This is a genomic window from Stutzerimonas sp. FeSN7 (assembly GCF_030263795.1).
GTDB classification, from domain to species: Bacteria; Pseudomonadota; Gammaproteobacteria; order Pseudomonadales; family Pseudomonadaceae; genus Stutzerimonas; species Stutzerimonas stutzeri.
In genome coordinates, this window is the sequence record NZ_JARPMN010000001.1 from 4,137,950 (window position 1) to 4,157,554 (window position 19,605).

A 19,605-nucleotide genomic window follows, 5' to 3' on the forward strand; every position below is an offset into this window, starting at 1 on the left:
CAGTTTCAGAAGAACGCCTGAATGCCTGTCTGCGCACGGCCAAGGATCAGTGCATGCACATCGTGGGTGCCCTCGTAGGTGTTCACCACCTCCAGGTTGACCAGGTGCCGGGCCACGCCGAACTCGTCGCTGATGCCATTGCCGCCCATCATGTCGCGCGCCATGCGCGCCACGTCGAGTGCCTTGCCGCAGCTGTTGCGCTTCATGAGCGAGGTGATTTCCACCGCGGCGGTGCCCTCGTCCTTCATGCGGCCGAGGCGCAGGCAACCCTGCAGGGCCAGGGTGATCTCGGTCTGCATGTCGGCCAGCTTCTTCTGGATCAGCTGGTTGGCCGCCAGCGGCCGGCCGAACTGCTGGCGGTCGAGCACGTACTGGCGCGCGGTGTGCCAGCAGAACTCGGCGGCGCCCAGCGCGCCCCAGCTGATGCCGTAGCGGGCACTGTTCAGACAGGTGAACGGGCCCTTCAGCCCGCGCACGTCGGGGAAGGCGTTCTCTTCCGGGCAGAACACGTTGTCCATGACGATCTCGCCGGTGATCGAGGCGCGCAGGCCGACTTTTCCGTGAATCGTCGGGGCGGACAACCCTTCCCAGCCCTTTTCCAGCACGAAGCCGCGAATCTCGCCGGCGTCATCCTTGGCCCAGACCACGAAGACATCGGCGATCGGGCTGTTGGTGATCCACATCTTGCTGCCGGACAGGCGATAGCCGCCGTCGACCTTTTTCGCCCGGGTGACCATCGAGCCAGGGTCGGAGCCGTGGTTCGGCTCGGTGAGGCCGAAGCAGCCGATGTATTCGCCGCTGGCCAGCTTGGGCAGGTACTTCTGCCTAGTCGCCTCGTTGCCGAACTCGAAGATCGGCACCATCACCAGCGAGGACTGCACACTCATCATCGAGCGGTAGCCCGAATCGATGCGCTCGACCTCGCGGGCGATCAGGCCGTAGCACACGTAGTTCAGCCCGCTGCCGCCGTAGGCTTCGGGAATGGTCGCGCCGAGCAGACCGGTCTCGCCCATCTCGCGAAAGATCGCCGGATCGGTGCGCTCATGGCGGAAGGCTTCCAGCACCCGCGGCGCCAGCTTGTCGGCGGCGAACTGCGCGGCGCTGGCCTGCACCATGCGTTCTTCCTCGGTCAGCTGCTGGTCGAGCAGCAGCGGGTCGATCCAGTTGAAGCTTGCTTTGCCGGCCATTCGGGAGGCTCCTCTTTTGTTGTCTTCGGCACCGCGGGCGCGCGGGCGGGATGAGCTGATCCTAGGCGCCGCAACGGTGTGTCGCAAACGAGGATTTCGCACCAAACTGTGCGTTTCGCTCACTCCGAGATAAGCTCCGCGTCCATTATCAGGCTTATCCCGTGAGGTCTTTGCATAATGCGCCGCAAGATCCCTAGTACCGCCGCGCTGATCGCCTTCGAGGCCGCCGCCCGCCACGAGAGCTTCACCCGCGCGGCCGACGAGCTGGCACTGACCCAGAGCGCCATCTGCCGGCAGATCGGCGGGCTGGAGGAATTCCTTGGCCTGGCGCTGTTCCGTCGTTCGCGGCGCGGCGTGAAGCTCACCGCCGCCGGCCAGTCCTACGCCCGCCGCATCGCAGCGCAGCTGGACGCGGTGGAGCGCGACACGCTGTCGGTGATGGGCCAGCAGGGCGCCATGAGCCTGGAGCTGGCCGTGGTGCCGACCTTCGGCACCCAGTGGCTGGTGCCGCGCCTCAGGCATTTCCAGGCGCTGCATCCGGAAATCACGGTGAACCTGACCAACCGCACCCGGCCCTTTCTCTTTGCCGATACCGAGTTCGATGCTGCCATCTACTTCGGCGATGCCGACTGGTCCGGTACCGAGGCGCACTACCTGATGCCCGAGGACCTGCAGCCAGTCTGCAGCCCCGACCTGCTGCGCGACGGTCAGCCGTTCACGACCCAAGCCCTGGCCGAACTGCCGCTGCTTCAGCAGACCACCCGACCCTATGCCTGGCGCCAGTGGTTCGATTCGCTGGGGCTGAAAGTCGCCCGCGACATGACCGGCCCGCGGCTGGAGCTGTTCTCCATGCTGGCGCAGGCGGCCGAGCATGGCATGGGAGTAGCGCTGATCCCGCCGTTCCTGATCCAGCGGGAACTGGCCGAGGGGCGGCTGGTGCTGGCGCATCCCCACGCCTATCGCAGCGAGACGCGGGCGTACTACCTGATGATTCCGGAGCGCAAGGTGGAGTCGGCGGGGCTGGTGGCGTTTCGGGACTGGCTGAAGGATGAGGCGAGGGTCTGGCGGGAGGGGGCGTAGGAAGGTGTAGGAATCTGGCACCGGGAAGGCGGCAGGGTGGAAGCCGCGCAGCGTTTTCCACCACAGGTGGCGTGCAGGCTTGGGTCTGACGAGCCGGGTGCCGGACATCCAGAAATGAGCGCGCCGAATCGCGGGCTCAGGGCGACACTACTTCTTCTTTTTCGGCTTCAGGTATTTGGTCAGCCCCTGGAACCACATCACCAGCGCCGGGTTCCCCTGGATCTGGATGTCCTTGTTCTGAATCCCCTGCATGAACGCCAGCTGCTTGTTCTTCGCCGTCATGGTGGCGAAGCCATAGGCGGCATCCTTGAACCCCAGGGAGAACGCCGGCTCGCTCGCCGGGCCGCGCTTGCTGGTGACGCGCTGGTCTTTCACCACGAAGTGCCGGGCGACCTTGCCATCCAAGGTGTGCAGCTGAAAGGTCAGATCCTTGTCGCCCAGCTGCTGCTGGAACTCGGGGTTGGTGCGGCTGGCCTTGGCCATCAGGCGGCCCAGCATCCAAAGCAGAAAGCGGAATTTCATGACGTGTTGTCCCGACCGGTACGAGAGGAAGGCCGCATTGTAGTGGCTTGGTCGGCGGGGGGAAGGACGGGTACGAACGGGTCCGGGGAAGACCGGTCGGTCAGGTTTACCCGGAGCCGATCGGCTCCGGGTCGGCGCAGCGTCAGTTGACGGCGTCTTTGAGCATCTTGCCCGGTTTGAACGCGACGGTATTGCTGGCCTTGATGGTGACCGGTTGCCCGGTCTGCGGGTTTTTCCCGGTGCGGGCGCCACGGTGGCGCTGAACGAAGGTGCCGAAACCGACCAGGGTGACGCTGTCCTTGCGGTTCAGCGCATTGGTGATTTCATCCAGCACGGCGTTGAGTACGCGATTGGCCTGGTCCTTGGACAGATCAGCCTTCTCGGCAATGGCTGCGGCGAGTTCCGGTTTACGCATTGGGAGCCTCTGAGACGTTTTTGTTGTTGTGTCCGTACTGTTCACAAGAACAGCGCTAAAGGCGCTGCAACAGCTCTAGGCTGGGGCAGACCCATGGAGAATGGCACGGCGCTAGCACCTGCGCCAGTCCCCGCAGACGCCCTGCAAGCTCAGTTGGGGGACTTTAGCGACAGAATTTGCGGTAGTTCCGCCAATACCGGTGGCAACTGCTTGTTCAGTGCCAGTCGCTCCTGCACCGCCGCGCCGGTCAACGCGTAGCCGAGCAACTCCCCGCAAGCCCCGAGATAGAGCGCCTTGACGTCGTTGTCCCGGGCCTCGACGGACCAGCTGCCGGCACTGCCCACGGCGGGCATCGAGACCACTACCGGACAGGCCGGGGTCTTCACGGTTACCGGCATGGGGCCATAACTGACAAAGGTCGGATTGCCAAACAGCGTTTTAGCCAAGGCCCGTGCGCCGGCCATCAGCGGCATCACGTAGAGCAGACTGAGCCCTTCCACCTCGGCGCAATCGCCCAGGGCATAGACGTGCTCCGCCGAGGTCTTGAGCAGGCGATCGACGACGATGCCGCGCTTGACCTCAAGCCCCGCCTCGGCGGCCAGCTCGGTACGTGGGCGCAGGCCGACGGCACTGACCACCAGATCGCAGGCCCGCTGCGAGCCGTCGGACAGGGTCGCCTGCAGACCGTCGGTGCTGCGCTGCAGGCGCTCCAGCGTGGCCCCGAGATGAAAGCGCGCGCCGATGCCCTCCAGGCCGCGCTTCACCGCCTCGGCGGCCTGCAGCGGCAGCAGGCCCGGCATGACCTGCTCGCTGGGGGCGACCAGATCCACCTCGTGGCCGCCCTGCAGCAGGTCGTTGGCGAACTCGCAGCCGATCAACCCGGCGCCAAGGATCAGCACGCGGCGTTTGCCGGCGGCAGCGGCACGGAAGCGTCCATAGTCGTGCAGGTCGTTGATCGGATAGACCGCATCCGCCGCATCGCCCTCCACCGGCACACGGATCGTCTGCGCGCCCCAGGCCAGCACCAGATCCCGGTATGGCACCGGCTCGTTGCCGATCCAGACACGGCGGTGCGTCGGGTCCAGACGGGTGACGCGGGTGTGCGTGCGAATCTCCGCGTTCAGCTGCTCGGCCATGGCCCCAGCGGTGGCCATACCCAGGCTATCGGCGTCCTTGTTGGCGGCAAAACCGGTGGACAGCAGTGGTTTGGAATAGGAACGACCGTCGTCCGCGGTGATCAGCAACAGCGGCGTCTGCGGGTCCAGCTTGCGGAACTCCCGCGCCAGGTTGTAACCGGCCAGGCCGGTGCCGATGATGACTACGGGTGCGCTCACGTCAGGTCCTCATGGGGTAGGTTGGCGAAACGGAATCAGCCGATGGCGATCATTTCGAAGTCCAGCTTGCCGACGCCGCAATCGGGGCAGACCCAGTCTTCCGGCACATCTTCCCAGGCCGTGCCGGGGGCGATGCCCTCTTCCGGCGCGCCCAGCGCTTCGTCATAGATGTAGCCGCACACCACACATTGCCATTTCTTCATGGGTAACCTCGATGTTCCGTCGACTGCGACGCACGCTATACCAGAACGGCGCGCCGCACCAACTGCACAAATGAAAACGGGCGGCCTGGGCCGCCCGTCAAACTACCGCCTGGCTTAGCCTGCGGCACCCACCAGCGGATCGCTGATGCCCATCACGTAGAACCCGATCAGGCCGATGGTGCCGGCCAGGATGAGGTAGTACAGGGTTGGCAGCATGGTCTTGCGCAGGGTGATCCCTTCGCGACCGAGCAGGCCGACGGTGGCCGAGGCCGCCACCACGTTGTGGATGGCGATCATGTTGCCCGCCGCCGCACCGACCGACTGCAGCGCCACCATCAGCGCACCGGACAGCCCCAGCAGGCCCGCGGTGTTGAACTGGAACTGCGACAGCATCAGGTTAGACACGGTGTTGGAACCGGCGATGAAGGCGCCCAGCGCACCGACCGCCGGCGCGAAGAACGGATAGACGTCACCCACGCTGTTGGCCACCAGCTGCGCCATGGCCACCGGCATGGACACCAGGTCGGAGCCGTTCACGCCCGAGTTGATCAGGATGCGCACCATCGGGATGGTGAAGATCAGCACGAAGCCTGCGCCGAGCAGGGTCTTGCTCGACTCGGAGATCGCCGCGCCCAGTTCCCGCGCGCTCATGCGATGCAGGAAGAAGGTGATCAGCACCACGATGCAGAGAATGCCACCGGGCAGGTACAGCGGCTCCAGCGTGCCGGAGACGCCGGTCTCACCGAGAATGTCCTTCCAGCCGAACGACAGCGACATCAGCAAGGCCTTGAAGTCCGGGAACACCCGCGAGGCCACCAGCAAGCCGGCCAGGATCAGGTACGGCGCCCAGGCCATCGGCACGGAAATCGGCGTCTTGCCGGCGACGTCCTCGATCTTCATCTCGATCTTGCCCATCCACTCGGATGGCCACTCGCTCGCCGGGGCAAAATCCCAGCTGTCCTTCGGCAGCAGGAAACCGGCCTTGGCCGCGGGCACGACGATGGCCAGACCGACCAGCGCACCGATCATCGACGGGAATTCCGGCCCAAGGAACACACCGGCCGCGGCATACGGAATCACGAAGGCCAGGCCGGTGAACACCGCGAACGGTGCGATTGCCAGGCCTTCGGTCCAGGATTTGTTGCGGCCGAAGTAGCGGGTCATGATGCTGACCATGATCAGCGGCATGAGAATCCCGCACAGCGCATGAATGATCGCGACGCGCGAGAAGATCAGGTGGAAGAACACCTCCCAGTTACTGCCCACCGCCGCCAGCTGCTCGCTGATGCCGGTCTTGTCCAGGCCGGCACCGACACCCACCAGAATCGGCGTGCCCACCGCACCGAAGGACACCGGCGTGGACTGCACCATCATCCCCATCACCACCGCCGCCAACGCCGGGAAGCCCAGCGCTACCATCAGCGGTGCCGCCACCGCCGCTGGCGTACCGAAGCCCGAGGCCCCCTCGATGAAGCAGCCGAACAGCCAGGCGACGATCAGCACCTGGACACGACGGTCAGGGCTGATGTTGGAGAAGCCACGCCGAATCGAACTGATCCCCCCGGAATGTTTCAGCGTGTTGAGCAGCAGGATCGCACCGAAGATGATCCAGAGGATCGCCGCGGTGAGGATCAGGCCCTGGAAGGTCGAGGCGATGACCCGGTTGAGGGTCATGTCCCAGGCCAGCAGGCCGATCAGCGCAGTGAGGACGAAAACCAGCGGCATGGCGTACTTGGCCGGCCAGCGAAAGCCGATCAGCAGCACACCCGCCAGCACCAGCGGCACGAAGGCCAGGATGGACAGTAGTGTTTGACTCATTTGTTGGGTCCCTGCGTTTTTTGTTGTGAACCACTTCTATTGTGTCCGGGCGTGCCCGGTGCTTCGCATGAAGCGCAGCCAGGCGGTGCGCTTCCCGACGGCCCGGCCGAAACCGTGCCGCTCATGCTCGAAAGCCCCGGGCGCCGTTGGACGCCTGGGGCTCCTGTCCTCACCGCGGGGGCCGAACCTCCGGCCGCACGCGGTTCCCCCTGTTCATCAGCCCTGGGCGGCCTTGAAGCGCTGGCGCCACTGGTGCAGCAGCGGCTCGGTATAACCGGACGGCTGCTCGCGGCCCTTGAACACCAGATCGGACGCCGCCTGGAAGGCGATCGACTGAGTGTAGTCGCTGGACATGGCGCGATAGAGCGGATCGCCGGCATTCTGCTGGTCGACCACCTTGGCCATGCGCTCCAGGGTTTCCTGCACCTGCTCGCGGCTGACCACGCCGTGGTGCAGCCAGTTGGCGATGTGCTGGCTGGAGATGCGCAGGGTGGCGCGGTCTTCCATCAGGCCGACGTTGTGGATGTCCGGCACCTTGGAACAACCGACGCCCTGCTCGACCCAGCGCACCACGTAGCCGAGGATGCCCTGGCAGTTGTTGTCCAGCTCCTGCTGCTTCTCCTCCGCGCTCCACTTGTCTTCGGCGACCACCGGGATGGTCAGCAGATCGTTGAGCAGCTGCTCGCGCTCGGCGGCCAGGTCGACCTTTTCCAGCTCGCTCTGCACGGCCTGCACGTTCACCTGGTGGTAATGCAGCGCATGCAGGGTGGCGCCGGTGGGCGACGGCACCCAGGCGGTGTTGGCGCCGGACTTCGGATGGCCGATCTTCTGCTCGAGCATGGCCGCCATCAGGTCCGGCATGGCCCACATGCCCTTGCCGATCTGCGCCTTGCCGCGCAGGCCGCAGGCCAGGCCGACCAGTACGTTGTTGCGCTCGTAGGACTGGATCCACGGCGTGGTTTTCATGTCGCCCTTGCGCAGCACCGGTCCGGCTTCCATGCAGGTGTGCATCTCGTCGCCGGTACGGTCGAGGAAGCCCGTGTTGATGAACGCCACGCGGTGCTTGGCCGCCGCGATGCAGGCCTTGAGGTTGGCGCTGGTACGGCGCTCCTCGTCCATGATGCCCATCTTCAGGGTGTAGCGCGGCACACCGATGAGGTCCTCGACGCGACCGAACAATTCGTCGGCGAAGGCGACTTCCTTCGGCCCGTGCATCTTCGGCTTGACGATGTAGACGCTGCCGGTGCGCGAGTTGCCCTTGCGCGCCAGATCATGCTTGGCGATCAGGCTGGTGAACACGCCGTCCATGATCCCTTCGGGAATCTCGCGGCCGTCTTCCAGCAGGATCGCCGGGTTGGTCATCAGGTGACCGACGTTGCGAATGAACAACAGCGAGCGGCCGTGCAGCTTCAGCTCGCCGCCGTTGGGCGCGCTGTATTCGCGGTCCGGATTCAGGCGGCGGACGAAGCTCGAGCTGCCCTTGGCCACTTCCTCGCTGAGGGTACCCTGGACGATGCCCAGCCAGTTGCGGTAGGCCAGCACCTTGTCGTCGGCATCCACCGCGGCGACCGAATCTTCGCAGTCGAGAATGGTGGAAACCGCGGACTCGATCAGCAGGTCCTTCACGCCGGCGGCATCGGTCTGGCCGATCGGGCTGTTCGGGTCGATCTGGATCTCGATGTGCAGGCCGTTGTTCTTCAGCAGCACGGCCTTCGGCTCGACCGCTTCGCCCTGGAAGCCGACGAACTTCTCTGGCTGCTTGAGGCCGGTGACACTGCCGTTCTCCAGGGTGACCTTCAGCTGGCCGTCCTGCACGCGATAGGCGGTGGCGTCGGCGTGGCTGCCTTCGGCCAGCGGCGCGGCCTGATCGAGGAAGGTGCGCGCATAGGCGATGACCTTGGCGCCACGGACTTCGTTGTAGCCCGGGCCCTTCTGCGCACCGCCCTCTTCGGAGATGGCGTCGGTGCCGTAGAGCGCATCGTACAGCGAGCCCCAGCGGGCGTTGGCGGCGTTCAGCGCATAGCGCGCGTTCATGATCGGCACCACCAGCTGCGGTCCGGCCTGGGTGGCGATCTCGCTATCGACGTTGGCCGTCTCGATCTTCACCTCACCCGGCACCGGCAGCAGGTAGCCGATGGACTCGAGGAAGGCGCGGTAGGCCGCCATGTCCTTGATCGGGCCCGGGTTGGCCTTGTGCCAGCTGTCCAGTTCGACCTGCATGCGGTCGCGCTCGGCAAGCAGCTCACGGTTCTTCGGCGCCAGGTCGTGGACCAGGGTGTCCAGCCCCTGCCAGAAGGCGGCGGCTTCGATACCGGTGCCCGGCAGGACTTCGTCTTCGATGAATCGCTGCAGATTGGCCGCGACCTGCAGGCGGCCCAGGGTTACACGCTCGGTCATCTGTCGTTCTCCTTGTCTGTTCAGTTGGCCAGGGCGGCGACGCCGGCCTTGGCGATCTGGGCGTCCTGCGCGGCGGTCACACCGGATACGCCGACCGAACCGATGACGTGGCCGTCGACCACCACCGGCACGCCACCCTCCAGCGAGCAGACCACCGGCGCGGAGAGGAAGGCAGTGCGGCCGTTGTTGACCATGTCTTCATAGCCCTTGGTTTCGCGGCGACCGAGGGCCGAGCTGCGGGCCTTCTCGGTGGCGATGTAGGAGGCGATCGGCGCGCAGCCGTCCAGACGCTCCAGCGCCAGCGGATGGCCGCCGTCGTCGGCGACGACGATGGTCACGGCCCAGCCGTTGGCCTGCGCTTCGGCACGGGCGGCGGCGAGGATGGTGGCGACTTCGGTCTGGCTCAGTACGGCTTTGCTTTTCATCTCGATTCTCCTGTCTTCGTATTTCGGTTGTTCGTTGGCCGCCCTGTCTGGGCGGCCGAACCATGAGGCATTGCTACTGCATCGATTCCTCGACCACTTCGATCCAGTGCTTGACCGGCGTGCGGCCGGCGCCATCGAGGTGGGTCTGGCAACCGATGTTGGCGGTGACGATCACTTCCGGCTTGCCGCTCTCCAGCGCGTTGAGCTTGTTGTCGCGCAGCTGGTGGGAAATCTCCGGCTGGGTGATCGAATAGCTGCCGGCCGAGCCGCAGCACAGGTGCGCATCGGGCACCGCAGTGAGCTGGTAGCCCAGACGGGTGAGCACGTCTTCGACCGCGCCGCCGAGCTTCTGTGCGTGCTGCAGGGTGCACGGGCAATGGAAGGCCATGCGCTTGTCGGCACGCACGTCGAGTTTTTCCAGCTCGGCGCTGCGCAGCACTTCGACCAGGTCCTTGGCCAGCTCGCTGACACGGGCGGCCTTGGCCGCGTAGGCCGGGTCATCCTTGAGCAGATGGCCGTATTCCTTGACGAAGGCGCCGCAGCCGCTGGCCGTCTGCACGATGGCTTCGGCACCGGCCTCGATGGCCGGCCACCAGGCGTCGATATTGCGCCGCGCGCGGTCCAGGCCGGCCTCCTGGGCGTTGAGGTGGTAGTCCACCGCACCGCAACAGCCGGCCTCACGCGCCGGGCTGACGCTGATGCCCAGGCGGTCGAGCACCCGTGCAGCGGCGGCGTTGGTGTTCGGCGACAGGCTCGGCTGCACGCAGCCTTCGAGCATCAGCACGCGGCGGCTGTGCAGCACCTGCGGGCGTGGCTTGGCCGGGCGGATCTCGCGCGGCAGGTGGTCCTTCAGCGAGGCCGGCATCAACGGCTTCAGCGCATTGCCGGCACCCAGCAGTGCCTTGAACAGGCCCGGTCGCGGGATCACCGTGCGCAGGCCGCCGCGCACGACGCGCTCGCCCAACGGGCGCTGCACCTGCTGCTCGATGAAGTCGCGGCCGATGTCCAGCAGGTTGTGGTACTTCACCCCGGACGGGCAGGTGGTCTCGCAGTTGCGGCAGGTCAGGCAGCGGTCCAGGTGCAGCTGGGTGCTCTCGGTCACCTCACCGCCCTCGAGCATCTGCTTCATCAGGTAGATGCGCCCGCGCGGACCGTCCAACTCGTCGCCCAGCAGCTGGTAGGTCGGGCAGGTGGCGTTGCAGAAGCCACAGTGCACGCAGGAGCGCAGGATGCTTTCGGCTTCCTCGGCGCGCGGCAGTTTTTTCGCGGCTTCGCTCAGATTCGTTTGCATACGTCGTCAGACCTCGGAATACATGCGGCCGGGGTTGAAGATCCCCTGCGGATCCAGCGCGGCCTTGAGCTGGCGGTGATAGCGCAACAGCGGCGCCGACAGCGGCTGGAACGGATTGCTCGTGGCGCCTGCGGTAAAGCAGGTGGCGTGGCCGCCCACCTCAATGGCGATGCCGCGGATGGTCACCGCATCGGCATCGGACTTCAGCCAGCGCTGGGCACCGGCCCAGTCCACCAGCTGGTCGCCCGGCAACGCCACGGCTGGCGTGTTGTTCGGCAGCGACAGGCGCCACAGCGGGCGCGGATCGGCAAAGAACGCCAGGCGCTGCTCGCGCAGATCGTTCCAGTAGCCGGGGTCGAGATCCTCGCCACCGATGCGCTCGCGGGCCGCACCAACAGAGCCTTCGCCGCCTTCCAAACGCAGGTGCAGCGCCTGGCCATCATGGCTGGCTGCACTGATCGGGATCGGCTGCTGGCCCCACTCGGCAAGCTTGAGCAATGCACGTTCGAGATCGATCTCCAGGCGCAGGCTGGTGCACAGGCGCGGCTTGGGCAGGACCTTGAGCGAGACTTCGGTGAGTACGCCGAGGCAACCGAAGCTGCCGGCCATTAGGCGCGACAGGTCGTAGCCGGCGACGTTCTTCATTACCTCGCCACCGAAGCGCAGGTGCTTGCCCTGGCCGGTGATGACCCGCGAGCCGAGCACGAAATCGCGCACCGAACCGCTCCACGGGCGACGCGGGCCGGACAGCCCGGCGGCGATCATGCCGCCGACGGTGGCGCCCTCGCCGAAGTGGGGCGGCTCGCAAGGCAGCATCTGCCCAGCTTCATCCAGCGCGGTTTCCAGCTCCGTCAGCGGCGTGCCGGCGCGAACGGTGACCACCAGTTCGGTAGGGTCATAGCTGACGATGCCGCGGTGCTCGCGGGTATCAAGCAGTACACCGTCGGCCTGCCGCCCGAGAAAGCTCTTGCTGCCGCTGCCCTGGATGCGCAGCGGGGTCTTGGCGGCGAGCGCCTGGTTGACCTGGTCCAGCAACAGCGCGCTGGCGTCGTTGGCGATTACGGACATCAGAAACGCTCCAGTTCGGGGAAAGGCAGCTGGCCGTTGTGGATGTGCATGCGGCCGAATTCGGCGCAGCGATGCAGGGTCGGGATGTTCTTGCCCGGGTTGAGCAGGCCGCTCGGGTCGAAGGCCGCCTTGACCGCATGGAACAGCGTCAGCTCGTCGGCGTTGAACTGCGAGCACATCTGATTGATCTTCTCGCGGCCGACGCCGTGTTCGCCGGTGATGCTGCCGCCCACCTTCACGCAGAGTTCGAGGATCTTGCCGCCCAGGTCTTCGGCGCGTTCCAGCTCACCGGGCTGGTTGGCATCGAACAGGATCAGCGGGTGCATGTTGCCGTCACCGGCGTGGAACACGTTGGCCACGCGCAGGCCGAACTGCTCGGACAGATCGGAAATGCCCTTGAGCACGCCCGGCAGCTCGCGGCGCGGGATGGTGCCGTCCATGCAGTAGTAATCCGGCGAGATACGTCCAACCGCCGGGAAGGCATTCTTGCGCCCCGCCCAGAAGCGAACGCGCTCGGCTTCGTCCCTGGCCAGGCGCACTTCGGTGGCGCCGGCCAGCTTGAGCACTTCGCTGACGCGCGCGCAGTCGTCGTGCACGTCGGCTTCCACGCCATCCAGCTCGCAGAGCAGGATCGCCTCGGCATCCACCGGGTAGCCGGCGTGGATGAAGTCCTCGGCGGCGCGGATCGACAGGTTGTCCATCATTTCCAGGCCACCGGGGATGATGCCGGCGGCGATGATGTCGCCCACCGCACGGCCGGCCTTTTCCACCGAGTCGAAGGCGGCCAGCAGCACCTTGGCCACCTGCGGCTTGGGCAGCAGCTTGACCGTGACTTCGGTGACGATGCCGAGCATGCCTTCGGAGCCGGTGAACAGCGCCAGCAGGTCGAAGCCCGGCGAGTCCAGGGCGTCGGAGCCGAGCGTCATGCGCTCGCCTTCGACGGTGAGGATGTCCACCTTGAGCAGGTTGTGCACGGTCAGCCCGTATTTCAGGCAGTGCACGCCACCGGCGTTCTCGGCGACGTTGCCGCCGATGGAGCAGGCGATCTGGGACGAGGGGTCCGGTGCGTAATACAGATCGAAGGGAGCCGCGGCCTGGGAGATCGCCAGGTTGCGTACACCGGGCTGGACGCGGGCGAAACGACCGGCCGGGTCCACTTCGAGAATCTTGTTGAAGCGCGCCATGACCAGCAGGATGCCCTGCTCCAGCGGCAGCGCACCGCCGGACAGCCCGGTACCGGCGCCACGGGCAACCACCGGCACGCCGCGCTGGTGGCACAGTTTGAGCAGCTTTTCGACCTGTTCGACACGTTCGGGCAGCACCACCAGCAGCGGCGTGGTGCGATAGGCGGACAGCCCATCGCACTCGTAGGGCTTGAGGTCCTCGCTGCGGTGGAGGATGTCCAGATCGGGCAACTGCGCCTGCAGCTCGGCCAGCAGGGCGGCCTTGTCGACCTTGGGCAACGCACCATCGACGCGTTCGTCGTAGAGAATGTTCATGGCAGGTTCCGCTTTCGTGAGTCACCGCCAGCGCGGGCAGCTGCGGTGGAATGACGCATCTTTAGCGCCGATGGCCGCGAGCCGTCCATGCCCGCACCAACTGGTCCTACCAGTTTTTTGTAGTCATCCCGTTCAAAGCACTACCTGAAGCCCCTCCAGACCGCGCCGTTAGGTGCTTTTCAGCATTCGAGGTAAACTGCCCGCCAACTGGTCCTACCAGCTGGAGAAGTGGCATGTCGAACGAACCCAACAATGACCGCCGTCAAGTCGCCGACGTGGTGGCCGAGCGCATCGAACGGCTGATCGTCGACGGTGTGCTCAAGGTCGGCCAGGCGCTGCCCTCCGAGCGCCGCCTGTGCGAGAAGCTCGGCATCTCCCGGTCGGCACTGCGCGAAGGCCTGCGCGTTTTGCGCGGGCGCGGCATCATCGAGACCTCCCAGGGCCGCGGCTCCTTCGTCGCCGAGCTGTCCGGCAACCACGATGCCAGCCCATTGATGCACCTGTTCAACTCGCAGCCGCGCACCCTCTACGACCTGCTGGAAGTGCGCGCGCTGCTGGAAAGCGAATCGGCACGGCTCGCCGCACTGCGCGGCACCGACGCGGATTTCGTCCTGCTGCGTCGGCGCTACGAGGAGATGCTCGCCGCCCACGCCAGCGAGCAGGGTGCCGACCCGCGTGAACACGCGCGCCTGGACCATGCCTTCCACCTGGCCATCTGCGAGGCCTCGCACAACCCGGTACTGGTGCATACGCTGCAGTCGCTGACCGACCTGATGCTCAGCACCGTGTTCGCCTCGGTGAACAACCTCTATCACCGGCCGGCGCAGAAACGACAGATCGACCGCCAGCACTCGCGGCTCTACCACGCGGTGATCGAACGCCTGCCCGAGCAGGCCCAGCGTGCCGCACGCGACCATATCCACGGCATTCGCGACAATCTCAAGGAGATCGAGCAGGAAGAACAGCGCCTGGTGCGCGCCACCATGCGCCTGGAAGGCTGGACCTGACCCCCTGTAGCGTCCCGCCCGCGCCGCTACAGGCCGCGCGCCGGCACAGGGACGCATGCAGCCGCCCGGCAGCCAGGCGCATGCTAGACTCGCCGCTCTTTCCGTCATGCCCGAATCGCCGTGTCCCCGAATCCAGACTGGCTGAGCCCCGACCGCCTGCCCTTCCCGCTCGACCCCGCCCTGCACGACTGGCTTTACGTCGACAAGGGCTCACTGACCCGCCGCCTGACCGAGCTGGCCGATGGCGCCTTCAGCGTGACGCCGCTACACGAAGCCTGGCAGCCCCTGCGCGCCGACGAGTGCGCCGCGCTTGGCGTTCCGGCCGACAGCGAGGGCTGGGTGCGTGAGGTCTATCTGTGCGGTCAAGGCCAGCCCTGGGTGTTCGCCCGCAGCGTCGCCGCGCGAGCGCAGCTGGAGGACTCCGGCCTCGACCTGCAGCGCCTGGGCAATCGTTCCCTGGGTGAGCTGTTGTTCAGCGATCCGCCCTTTGCCCGCGGCACGCTCGAGGCCTGTCATTACCCCGCGCGCTGGCTACCGGATGCGTGCCGTGTCGACGGCCTCTGGGCGCGGCGCTCGTGCTTCCGCCAGAATCGGCTCGGCGTGCTGGTCGCCGAGGTGTTCCTCCCCGAGCTGTGGCAGGCCGCCGCCGTCACGCCCTGAGCGCGCCGCTCTGCATGCCCCCTTCCGCCAAGGAGAGCCGTTGATGTATCTGAAACTGCTGCAATCGTGCAATCGCCTGCACCCGCGCGCCTGGGACTTCATCCAGCTGATGCGCCTGGACCGGCCCATCGGCACCTATCTGCTGTTATGGCCGACGCTGTGGGCGCTGTGGATCGCTGCCGAAGGCGTGCCCAACGCGAAGAACCTGTTCATCTTCGTCACCGGCGTGATCCTCATGCGCGCCGCCGGCTGCGTGGTCAACGACTTCGCCGACCGCAACTTCGATGGCCACGTGCAACGCACCCAGGCGCGCCCCATGGCCACCGGCAAGATCAGCTCGCGCGAGGCCTGGACGCTGTTCGCCGTGCTGGTGGGCCTGAGCTTCGGCCTGGTGCTGCTGACCAACGCGACCACCGTCTACCTGTCCTTCGGCGCCCTGGCGCTGGCCGCCTGCTACCCGTTCATGAAGCGCTACACCTTCTATCCGCAGGTGGTGCTCGGCGCGGCCTTCTCCTGGGGCATGCCCATGGCCTTCACCGCCGAGACCGGCAGCCTGCCGCCGGAAGCCTGGCTGCTGTTCATCGCCAACCTCCTGTGGACGGTGGCCTACGACACCTACTACGCCATGGCCGATCGCGAAGACGACCTGAAGATCGGCATCAAGTCCACCGCCATCCTCTTCGGTGAAGCGGACCGCATCATCATCGTCACCCTGCAGGGGCTGGCGCTGTTCTGCCTGATCCTCGCCGGAGTGCGTTTCGAGCTGGGCCAGTGGTTCCACCTGGGGCTGGTGGTCGCAGCCGGCTGCTTCGCCTGGGAATACTGGAAGACCGCCTCGCGCAAGCCACAGGCCTGCTTCAAGGCGTTCCTGCACAATCACTGGGCGGGCCTGGCGATTCTCGCCGGCATCGTGCTGGATTACGCGACCAAGGCCTGAGCAAAACGCCACTATCGAAGGCAATCTTTCTTGCTCCGGCTTGCCGTCTGCCTGTCACATGGCTGCAATATTTCCGTTATCTAATGCCGAGCGACAAGAACGGACCCGAGGCGTGACCATGAATGGCAAGAGCATACTGATCGTCGATGACGAGGCGCCGATTCGGGAGATGATCGTCGTCGCCCTGGAAATGGCCGGCTATGACTGTCTCGAAGCGGAAAACACCCAACAGGCCCACGCGCTGATCATCGACCGCAAACCGGACCTGATCCTGCTCGACTGGATGCTGCCCGGCACATCGGGCATCGAACTGGCGCGACGGCTCAAGCGCGACGAGCTGACCGCCGACACGCCGATCATCATGCTCACCGCCAAAGGCGAAGAGGACAACAAGATCCAGGGCCTGGAGGTCGGCGCCGACGACTACATCACCAAGCCCTTTTCGCCACGCGAACTGGTGGCCCGGCTGAAGGCCGTGCTGCGCCGCGCGACGCCGGTGGACAGCGAGGCGCCCATCGAGATCGGCGGCCTGCTGCTCGACCCGGTCAGCCACCGAGTCACCATCGACGGCAAACCGGCCGAGATGGGCCCGACCGAATACCGCCTGCTGCAGTTCTTCATGACCCACCAGGAACGCGCCTACACCCGCAGCCAGCTGCTCGATCAGGTCTGGGGCGGCAATGTCTACGTCGAGGAACGCACCGTGGATGTACACATCCGCCGGCTGCGCAAGGCCCTCGGCGAGGCCTACGAGAACCTGGTGCAGACCGTACGCGGCACCGGCTATCGTTTCTCCAGCAAGAGCTGAGCGCGCCGCCTTAGCATGCGTTCCCAACCGCGCACCGTCGCGTTCTCTTCGGAGTACATCGCTTGAATCAGGACTGGCAAGGAGCCCTCGTTCGCCGCCTGCTGCTGTTGCTGGGCGGCTGCCTGCTGCTCGGTCTGATCAGTGGCGAATATGCCTGGGCACTGGTGCTCGGTCTGAGCGGTTACCTCATCTGGACCCTGCGCCAGCTGCTGCGCCTGCAGCGCTGGCTGCACCGCAGCGATCCGGACGAACCACCGCCCGATTCGGCCGGCATCTGGGGCGACGTGTTCGACAACCTCTACCAGCTGCAGCGCCGCGACCTGCGCTTGCGAGGCGAGCTGCAGGGCATCATCGATCGCGCCCAGGGGTCCACCGCAGCGCTCAAGGATGCGGTGATCATGCTCGACAGCGACGGCAACCTGGAGTGGTGGAACCCAGCCGCCAACCGCCTGCTCGGGCTGAAGAAGCCCCAGGATGCCGGCCATCCGATCGGCAATCTGGTGCGTCACCCGGCGTTCAAGGAGTACTTCGACAGCGGCAACTACGACCAGCCGCTGGAGCTGGCCTCGCCGGTGGACGATCGCATCCGCCTGCAGTTCAACATCACCCGCTACGGCAATCGCGAGCACCTGCTGCTGGTCCGCGATGTCACCCGGCTGCATCAGCTGGAGCAGATGCGCAAGGATTTCGTTGCCAACGTCTCCCATGAACTGCGCACGCCGCTCACCGTCATCGCGGGTTATCTGGAAACCCTGCTGGAGCATGCCGAGGGGGTGAACCCGCGCTGGCTCCGCGCGCTACAGCAGATGAACCAGCAGGCCGGGCGCATGCAGCACCTGCTCAACGACCTGCTGTTGCTGGCGCGACTGGAGACCAGCAGCCGCCCGACCGACAACCAGCCAGTGGCGGTCGGATTGCTGCTGCAGTCGATCATCAGCGATGCCCGCGCGCTCTCCGGAGCCCGCGCCCACCTGATCAGTCTGGATGCCGATCCGCAGCTGCAGCTCAAGGGCAGCGAGACGGAACTGCGCAGCGCTTTCTCCAACCTGGTCTTCAACGCGGTGAAATACACCCCCGACGGCGGCACCATCCATGTGCGCTGGTGGGGCGACGAGGCCGGTGCGCACCTGAGCGTCGAGGACAGCGGCATCGGCATCGAACAGAAGCACCTGCCGCGCCTGACCGAGCGCTTCTACCGCGTCGACTCGAGCCGTGCCAGCAGCACCGGCGGCACGGGCCTTGGCCTGGCCATCGTCAAGCACGTGCTGCTGCGCCATCAGGGCCGTCTGGACATCACCAGCGCGCCGGGCCGGGGCAGCTGCTTTTCCTGCCACTTCCCCACCGCCCAGGTGCCCGGACGCTGACCGATCAGCCGACGGCGAGGCGGGAATTTCCCGCTTCGTCGCTTGAAAAGCCGCTGCGCCGCCGCCATCCTGTCGCGATCATTGGCCACCCGACCCCTTCATGGACCCTTCCCCTAGTTACGCCGCCTCCTCCTACTTCGCCGATTTCGGTCTGATTCTCTTTGCCCTGTTCCTCGTGCTGCTCAACGGCTTCTTCGTCGCCGCCGAGTTCGCCATGGTCAAGCTGCGCGCCACCAAGGTGGAAGCCATTGCCAGCCGTCACGGCTGGCGCGGACACATCCTGCGCACCGTGCACCAGCAACTGGACGCCTATCTCTCGGCCTGCCAGCTGGGCATCACCCTGGCCTCGCTGGGGCTTGGCTGGGTCGGCGAGCCGGCCTTCGCCCACCTGCTCGAACCCGTGCTGGCCAGCTTCGGCATCCAGTCGCCGGCACTGGTGCACGGCATCGCCTTCTTCACGGCGTTCTTCATCATTTCCTACCTGCACATCGTCATCGGCGAGCTGGCGCCCAAGTCCTGGGCGATCCGCAAGCCCGAGCTGCTGTCGCTATGGACGGCCGTGCCGCTGTACCTGTTCTACTGGCTGATGTACCCGGCGATCTACCTGCTCAACGCCAGCGCCAATGCCATCCTGCGCATCGCCGGCCAGGGCGAGCCAGGCGCACACCACGACCATCACTACAGCCGCGAGGAGCTCAAGCTGATCCTGCACTCCAACCGCGCCCGCGACCCGAGCAACCCGCAGATCCAGGTGCTGGCCTCGGCGGTAGAGATGAGTGAACTGGAGGTCGTCGACTGGGCCAACTCCCGAGAGGACCTGCTGCAGCTGGAGCACGACGCTCCGCTGAGCGAGATTCTGGAAGTCATCCGCCGCCACAAGTACAGCCGCTACCCGGTCTATGACGGCATCAAGGGCGAGTACGTCGGCCTGCTGCACATCAAGGACCTGCTGCTGGCGCTGGCGGCCGACGATCGCCTGGCCGAGCATTTCTGCCTGGACGAGCTGCTGCGTCCGCTGGAGCGGGTGTCCAAGCACATGCCGCTGGCCAGCCTGCTGGAGCAGTTCCGCCAGGGCGGCGCGCATTTCGTGCTGGTGGAAGAAGGCGACCACAAGGTGATCGGCTTCCTGACCATGGAGGATGTGCTGGAAGTGCTGGTTGGCGACATCCAGGACGAGCACCGCAAGACCGAACGCGGGGTTCTCGCCTACCAGCCCGGCAAGCTGCTGGTGCGTGGCGACACGCCGCTGTTCAAGCTGGAGCGCCTGCTGGACATCGACCTCGATCATGTGGAGGCCGAGACCCTGGCCGGACTCGTCTACGAAACGCTCAAGCGCGTTCCCGACGAAGATGAAGTGTTGCAGGTCGAAGGCCTGCAGATCGTCATCAAGAAGATGCGCGGCCCCAAGATCGTACTGGCCAAGGTGCTGAAATATCAGGGCTAGCGTCGCTGGCCCGATATTTACATTCTGCTTTACATGCCGCTCGCTAATACTTGATTTACAAGAATTTACGACCGCTCATCGTGATCTCGAGAATTTTGCCGCCTCGCCCTGCTCCTCGGCATAGGCGCCTCGCCCGGGGCGCCATG

18 protein-coding genes are annotated in these 19,605 nt (G+C 65.9%); 7 read left to right on the forward strand and 11 right to left on the reverse strand.

Annotation, left to right across the window (positions count from 1 at the left end):
* Positions 1–5: 5 nt before the first annotated feature.
* Positions 6–1,187 (reverse strand): acyl-CoA dehydrogenase, encoded by a 1,182-nt coding sequence (locus tag P5703_RS19795; RefSeq protein WP_011911678.1) that lies wholly within the window; start codon positions 1,185–1,187, stop codon positions 6–8.
* A gap of 177 nt (positions 1,188–1,364) precedes the next feature.
* Here P5703_RS19795 and P5703_RS19800 point away from each other — a divergent pair, with 177 nt between their 5' ends.
* Positions 1,365–2,267, forward strand: a complete 903-nt coding sequence (locus P5703_RS19800) for a LysR family transcriptional regulator (protein ID WP_285589226.1) — start codon at positions 1,365–1,367, stop codon at positions 2,265–2,267.
* A 147-nt stretch (positions 2,268–2,414) separates the two neighbouring features.
* Here the strand turns inward: P5703_RS19800 and P5703_RS19805 are convergent, their stop codons facing one another.
* The 10 genes from P5703_RS19805 to glcD form a co-directional block, all read right to left on the reverse strand.
* On the reverse strand, positions 2,415–2,789 hold the full coding sequence (locus P5703_RS19805; RefSeq protein ID WP_020306777.1) for an SCP2 sterol-binding domain-containing protein: 375 nt from the start codon (positions 2,787–2,789) through the stop codon (positions 2,415–2,417).
* A 142-nt stretch (positions 2,790–2,931) separates the two neighbouring features.
* A complete protein-coding gene (locus tag P5703_RS19810) occupies positions 2,932–3,204 on the reverse strand; it encodes an HU family DNA-binding protein (protein WP_003283322.1) in 273 nt (90 codons plus the stop codon).
* Between the two features lie 149 nt (positions 3,205–3,353).
* On the reverse strand, positions 3,354–4,538 hold the full coding sequence (locus P5703_RS19815; protein ID WP_279641876.1) for an NAD(P)/FAD-dependent oxidoreductase: 1,185 nt from the start codon (positions 4,536–4,538) through the stop codon (positions 3,354–3,356).
* Positions 4,539–4,573: 35 nt separating this feature from the next.
* Complete coding sequence (gene rd, locus P5703_RS19820; RefSeq protein ID WP_011911673.1) at positions 4,574–4,741, reverse strand: rubredoxin; 168 nt, start codon at positions 4,739–4,741, stop codon at positions 4,574–4,576.
* Positions 4,742–4,855: 114 nt separating this feature from the next.
* Entirely contained in the window at positions 4,856–6,559 is a 1,704-nt protein-coding gene (locus tag P5703_RS19825; RefSeq protein ID WP_014595644.1) for an L-lactate permease, read from the reverse strand.
* Between the two features lie 216 nt (positions 6,560–6,775).
* The gene (locus tag P5703_RS19830; RefSeq protein WP_045159316.1) at positions 6,776–8,956 is read right to left on the reverse strand and encodes a malate synthase G; all 2,181 of its coding nucleotides are present in this window, start codon (positions 8,954–8,956) and stop codon (positions 6,776–6,778) included.
* 20 nt (positions 8,957–8,976) lie between these two features.
* Positions 8,977–9,381, reverse strand: a complete 405-nt coding sequence (locus tag P5703_RS19835) for a heme-binding protein (RefSeq protein WP_011911670.1) — start codon at positions 9,379–9,381, stop codon at positions 8,977–8,979.
* Between the two features lie 73 nt (positions 9,382–9,454).
* Positions 9,455–10,672 (reverse strand): glycolate oxidase subunit GlcF, encoded by a 1,218-nt coding sequence (gene glcF, locus P5703_RS19840; RefSeq protein ID WP_014595642.1) that lies wholly within the window; start codon positions 10,670–10,672, stop codon positions 9,455–9,457.
* Between the two features lie 6 nt (positions 10,673–10,678).
* Positions 10,679–11,740, reverse strand: coding sequence for a glycolate oxidase subunit GlcE (gene glcE / locus P5703_RS19845; RefSeq protein WP_200632931.1), 1,062 nt, complete (start codon positions 11,738–11,740; stop codon positions 10,679–10,681).
* The gene (glcD, locus tag P5703_RS19850) at positions 11,740–13,239 is read right to left on the reverse strand and encodes a glycolate oxidase subunit GlcD (protein WP_014595640.1); all 1,500 of its coding nucleotides are present in this window, start codon (positions 13,237–13,239) and stop codon (positions 11,740–11,742) included. The genes glcE and glcD overlap by 1 nt, the downstream gene beginning before the upstream one ends.
* 233 nt (positions 13,240–13,472) lie before the next feature.
* On the opposite strand from glcD, the gene glcC reads away from it, so the two are divergent.
* The 6 genes from glcC (at position 13,473) to P5703_RS19880 (ending at position 19,459) form a co-directional block, all read left to right on the forward strand.
* Positions 13,473–14,246, forward strand: coding sequence for a transcriptional regulator GlcC (gene glcC, locus P5703_RS19855; protein WP_011911666.1), 774 nt, complete (start codon positions 13,473–13,475; stop codon positions 14,244–14,246).
* 120 nt (positions 14,247–14,366) lie between these two features.
* Entirely contained in the window at positions 14,367–14,906 is a 540-nt protein-coding gene (locus P5703_RS19860) for a chorismate--pyruvate lyase family protein (protein WP_279641875.1), read from the forward strand.
* Positions 14,907–14,949: 43 nt separating this feature from the next.
* Positions 14,950–15,843, forward strand: coding sequence for a 4-hydroxybenzoate octaprenyltransferase (ubiA, locus tag P5703_RS19865; protein WP_279641874.1), 894 nt, complete (start codon positions 14,950–14,952; stop codon positions 15,841–15,843).
* Positions 15,844–15,961: 118 nt separating this feature from the next.
* The gene (phoB, locus tag P5703_RS19870; protein WP_011911663.1) at positions 15,962–16,651 is read left to right on the forward strand and encodes a phosphate regulon transcriptional regulator PhoB; all 690 of its coding nucleotides are present in this window, start codon (positions 15,962–15,964) and stop codon (positions 16,649–16,651) included.
* Positions 16,652–16,713: 62 nt separating this feature from the next.
* The gene (gene phoR / locus P5703_RS19875) at positions 16,714–18,015 is read left to right on the forward strand and encodes a phosphate regulon sensor histidine kinase PhoR (RefSeq protein WP_013981562.1); all 1,302 of its coding nucleotides are present in this window, start codon (positions 16,714–16,716) and stop codon (positions 18,013–18,015) included.
* Between the two features lie 100 nt (positions 18,016–18,115).
* Entirely contained in the window at positions 18,116–19,459 is a 1,344-nt protein-coding gene (locus P5703_RS19880) for a hemolysin family protein (protein ID WP_013981561.1), read from the forward strand.
* Positions 19,460–19,605: the final 146 nt, after the last annotated feature.

Bases quoted from the DNA above. Each gene is read 5' to 3' on its own strand.
- phoB (WP_011911663.1), top strand. From the start codon at position 15,962: ATGAATGGCAAGAGCATACTGATCGTCGATGACGAGGCGCCGATTCGG.
- P5703_RS19880 (WP_013981561.1), top strand. From the start codon at position 18,116: ATGGACCCTTCCCCTAGTTACGCCGCCTCCTCCTACTTCGCCGATTTC.
- rd (WP_011911673.1), bottom strand. From the start codon at position 4,741: ATGAAGAAATGGCAATGTGTGGTGTGCGGCTACATCTATGACGAAGCG.
- P5703_RS19810 (WP_003283322.1), bottom strand. From the start codon at position 3,204: ATGCGTAAACCGGAACTCGCCGCAGCCATTGCCGAGAAGGCTGATCTG.
- P5703_RS19795 (WP_011911678.1), bottom strand. From the start codon at position 1,187: ATGGCCGGCAAAGCAAGCTTCAACTGGATCGACCCGCTGCTGCTCGAC.
- P5703_RS19830 (WP_045159316.1), bottom strand. From the start codon at position 8,956: ATGACCGAGCGTGTAACCCTGGGCCGCCTGCAGGTCGCGGCCAATCTG.
- P5703_RS19835 (WP_011911670.1), bottom strand. From the start codon at position 9,381: ATGAAAAGCAAAGCCGTACTGAGCCAGACCGAAGTCGCCACCATCCTC.
- glcC (WP_011911666.1), top strand. From the start codon at position 13,473: ATGTCGAACGAACCCAACAATGACCGCCGTCAAGTCGCCGACGTGGTG.
- glcF (WP_014595642.1), bottom strand. From the start codon at position 10,672: ATGCAAACGAATCTGAGCGAAGCCGCGAAAAAACTGCCGCGCGCCGAG.
- glcE (WP_200632931.1), bottom strand. From the start codon at position 11,740: ATGTCCGTAATCGCCAACGACGCCAGCGCGCTGTTGCTGGACCAGGTC.
- glcD (WP_014595640.1), bottom strand. From the start codon at position 13,239: ATGAACATTCTCTACGACGAACGCGTCGATGGTGCGTTGCCCAAGGTC.
- ubiA (WP_279641874.1), top strand. From the start codon at position 14,950: ATGTATCTGAAACTGCTGCAATCGTGCAATCGCCTGCACCCGCGCGCC.
- P5703_RS19825 (WP_014595644.1), bottom strand. From the start codon at position 6,559: ATGAGTCAAACACTACTGTCCATCCTGGCCTTCGTGCCGCTGGTGCTG.
- P5703_RS19800 (WP_285589226.1), top strand. From the start codon at position 1,365: ATGCGCCGCAAGATCCCTAGTACCGCCGCGCTGATCGCCTTCGAGGCC.
- P5703_RS19805 (WP_020306777.1), bottom strand. From the start codon at position 2,789: ATGAAATTCCGCTTTCTGCTTTGGATGCTGGGCCGCCTGATGGCCAAG.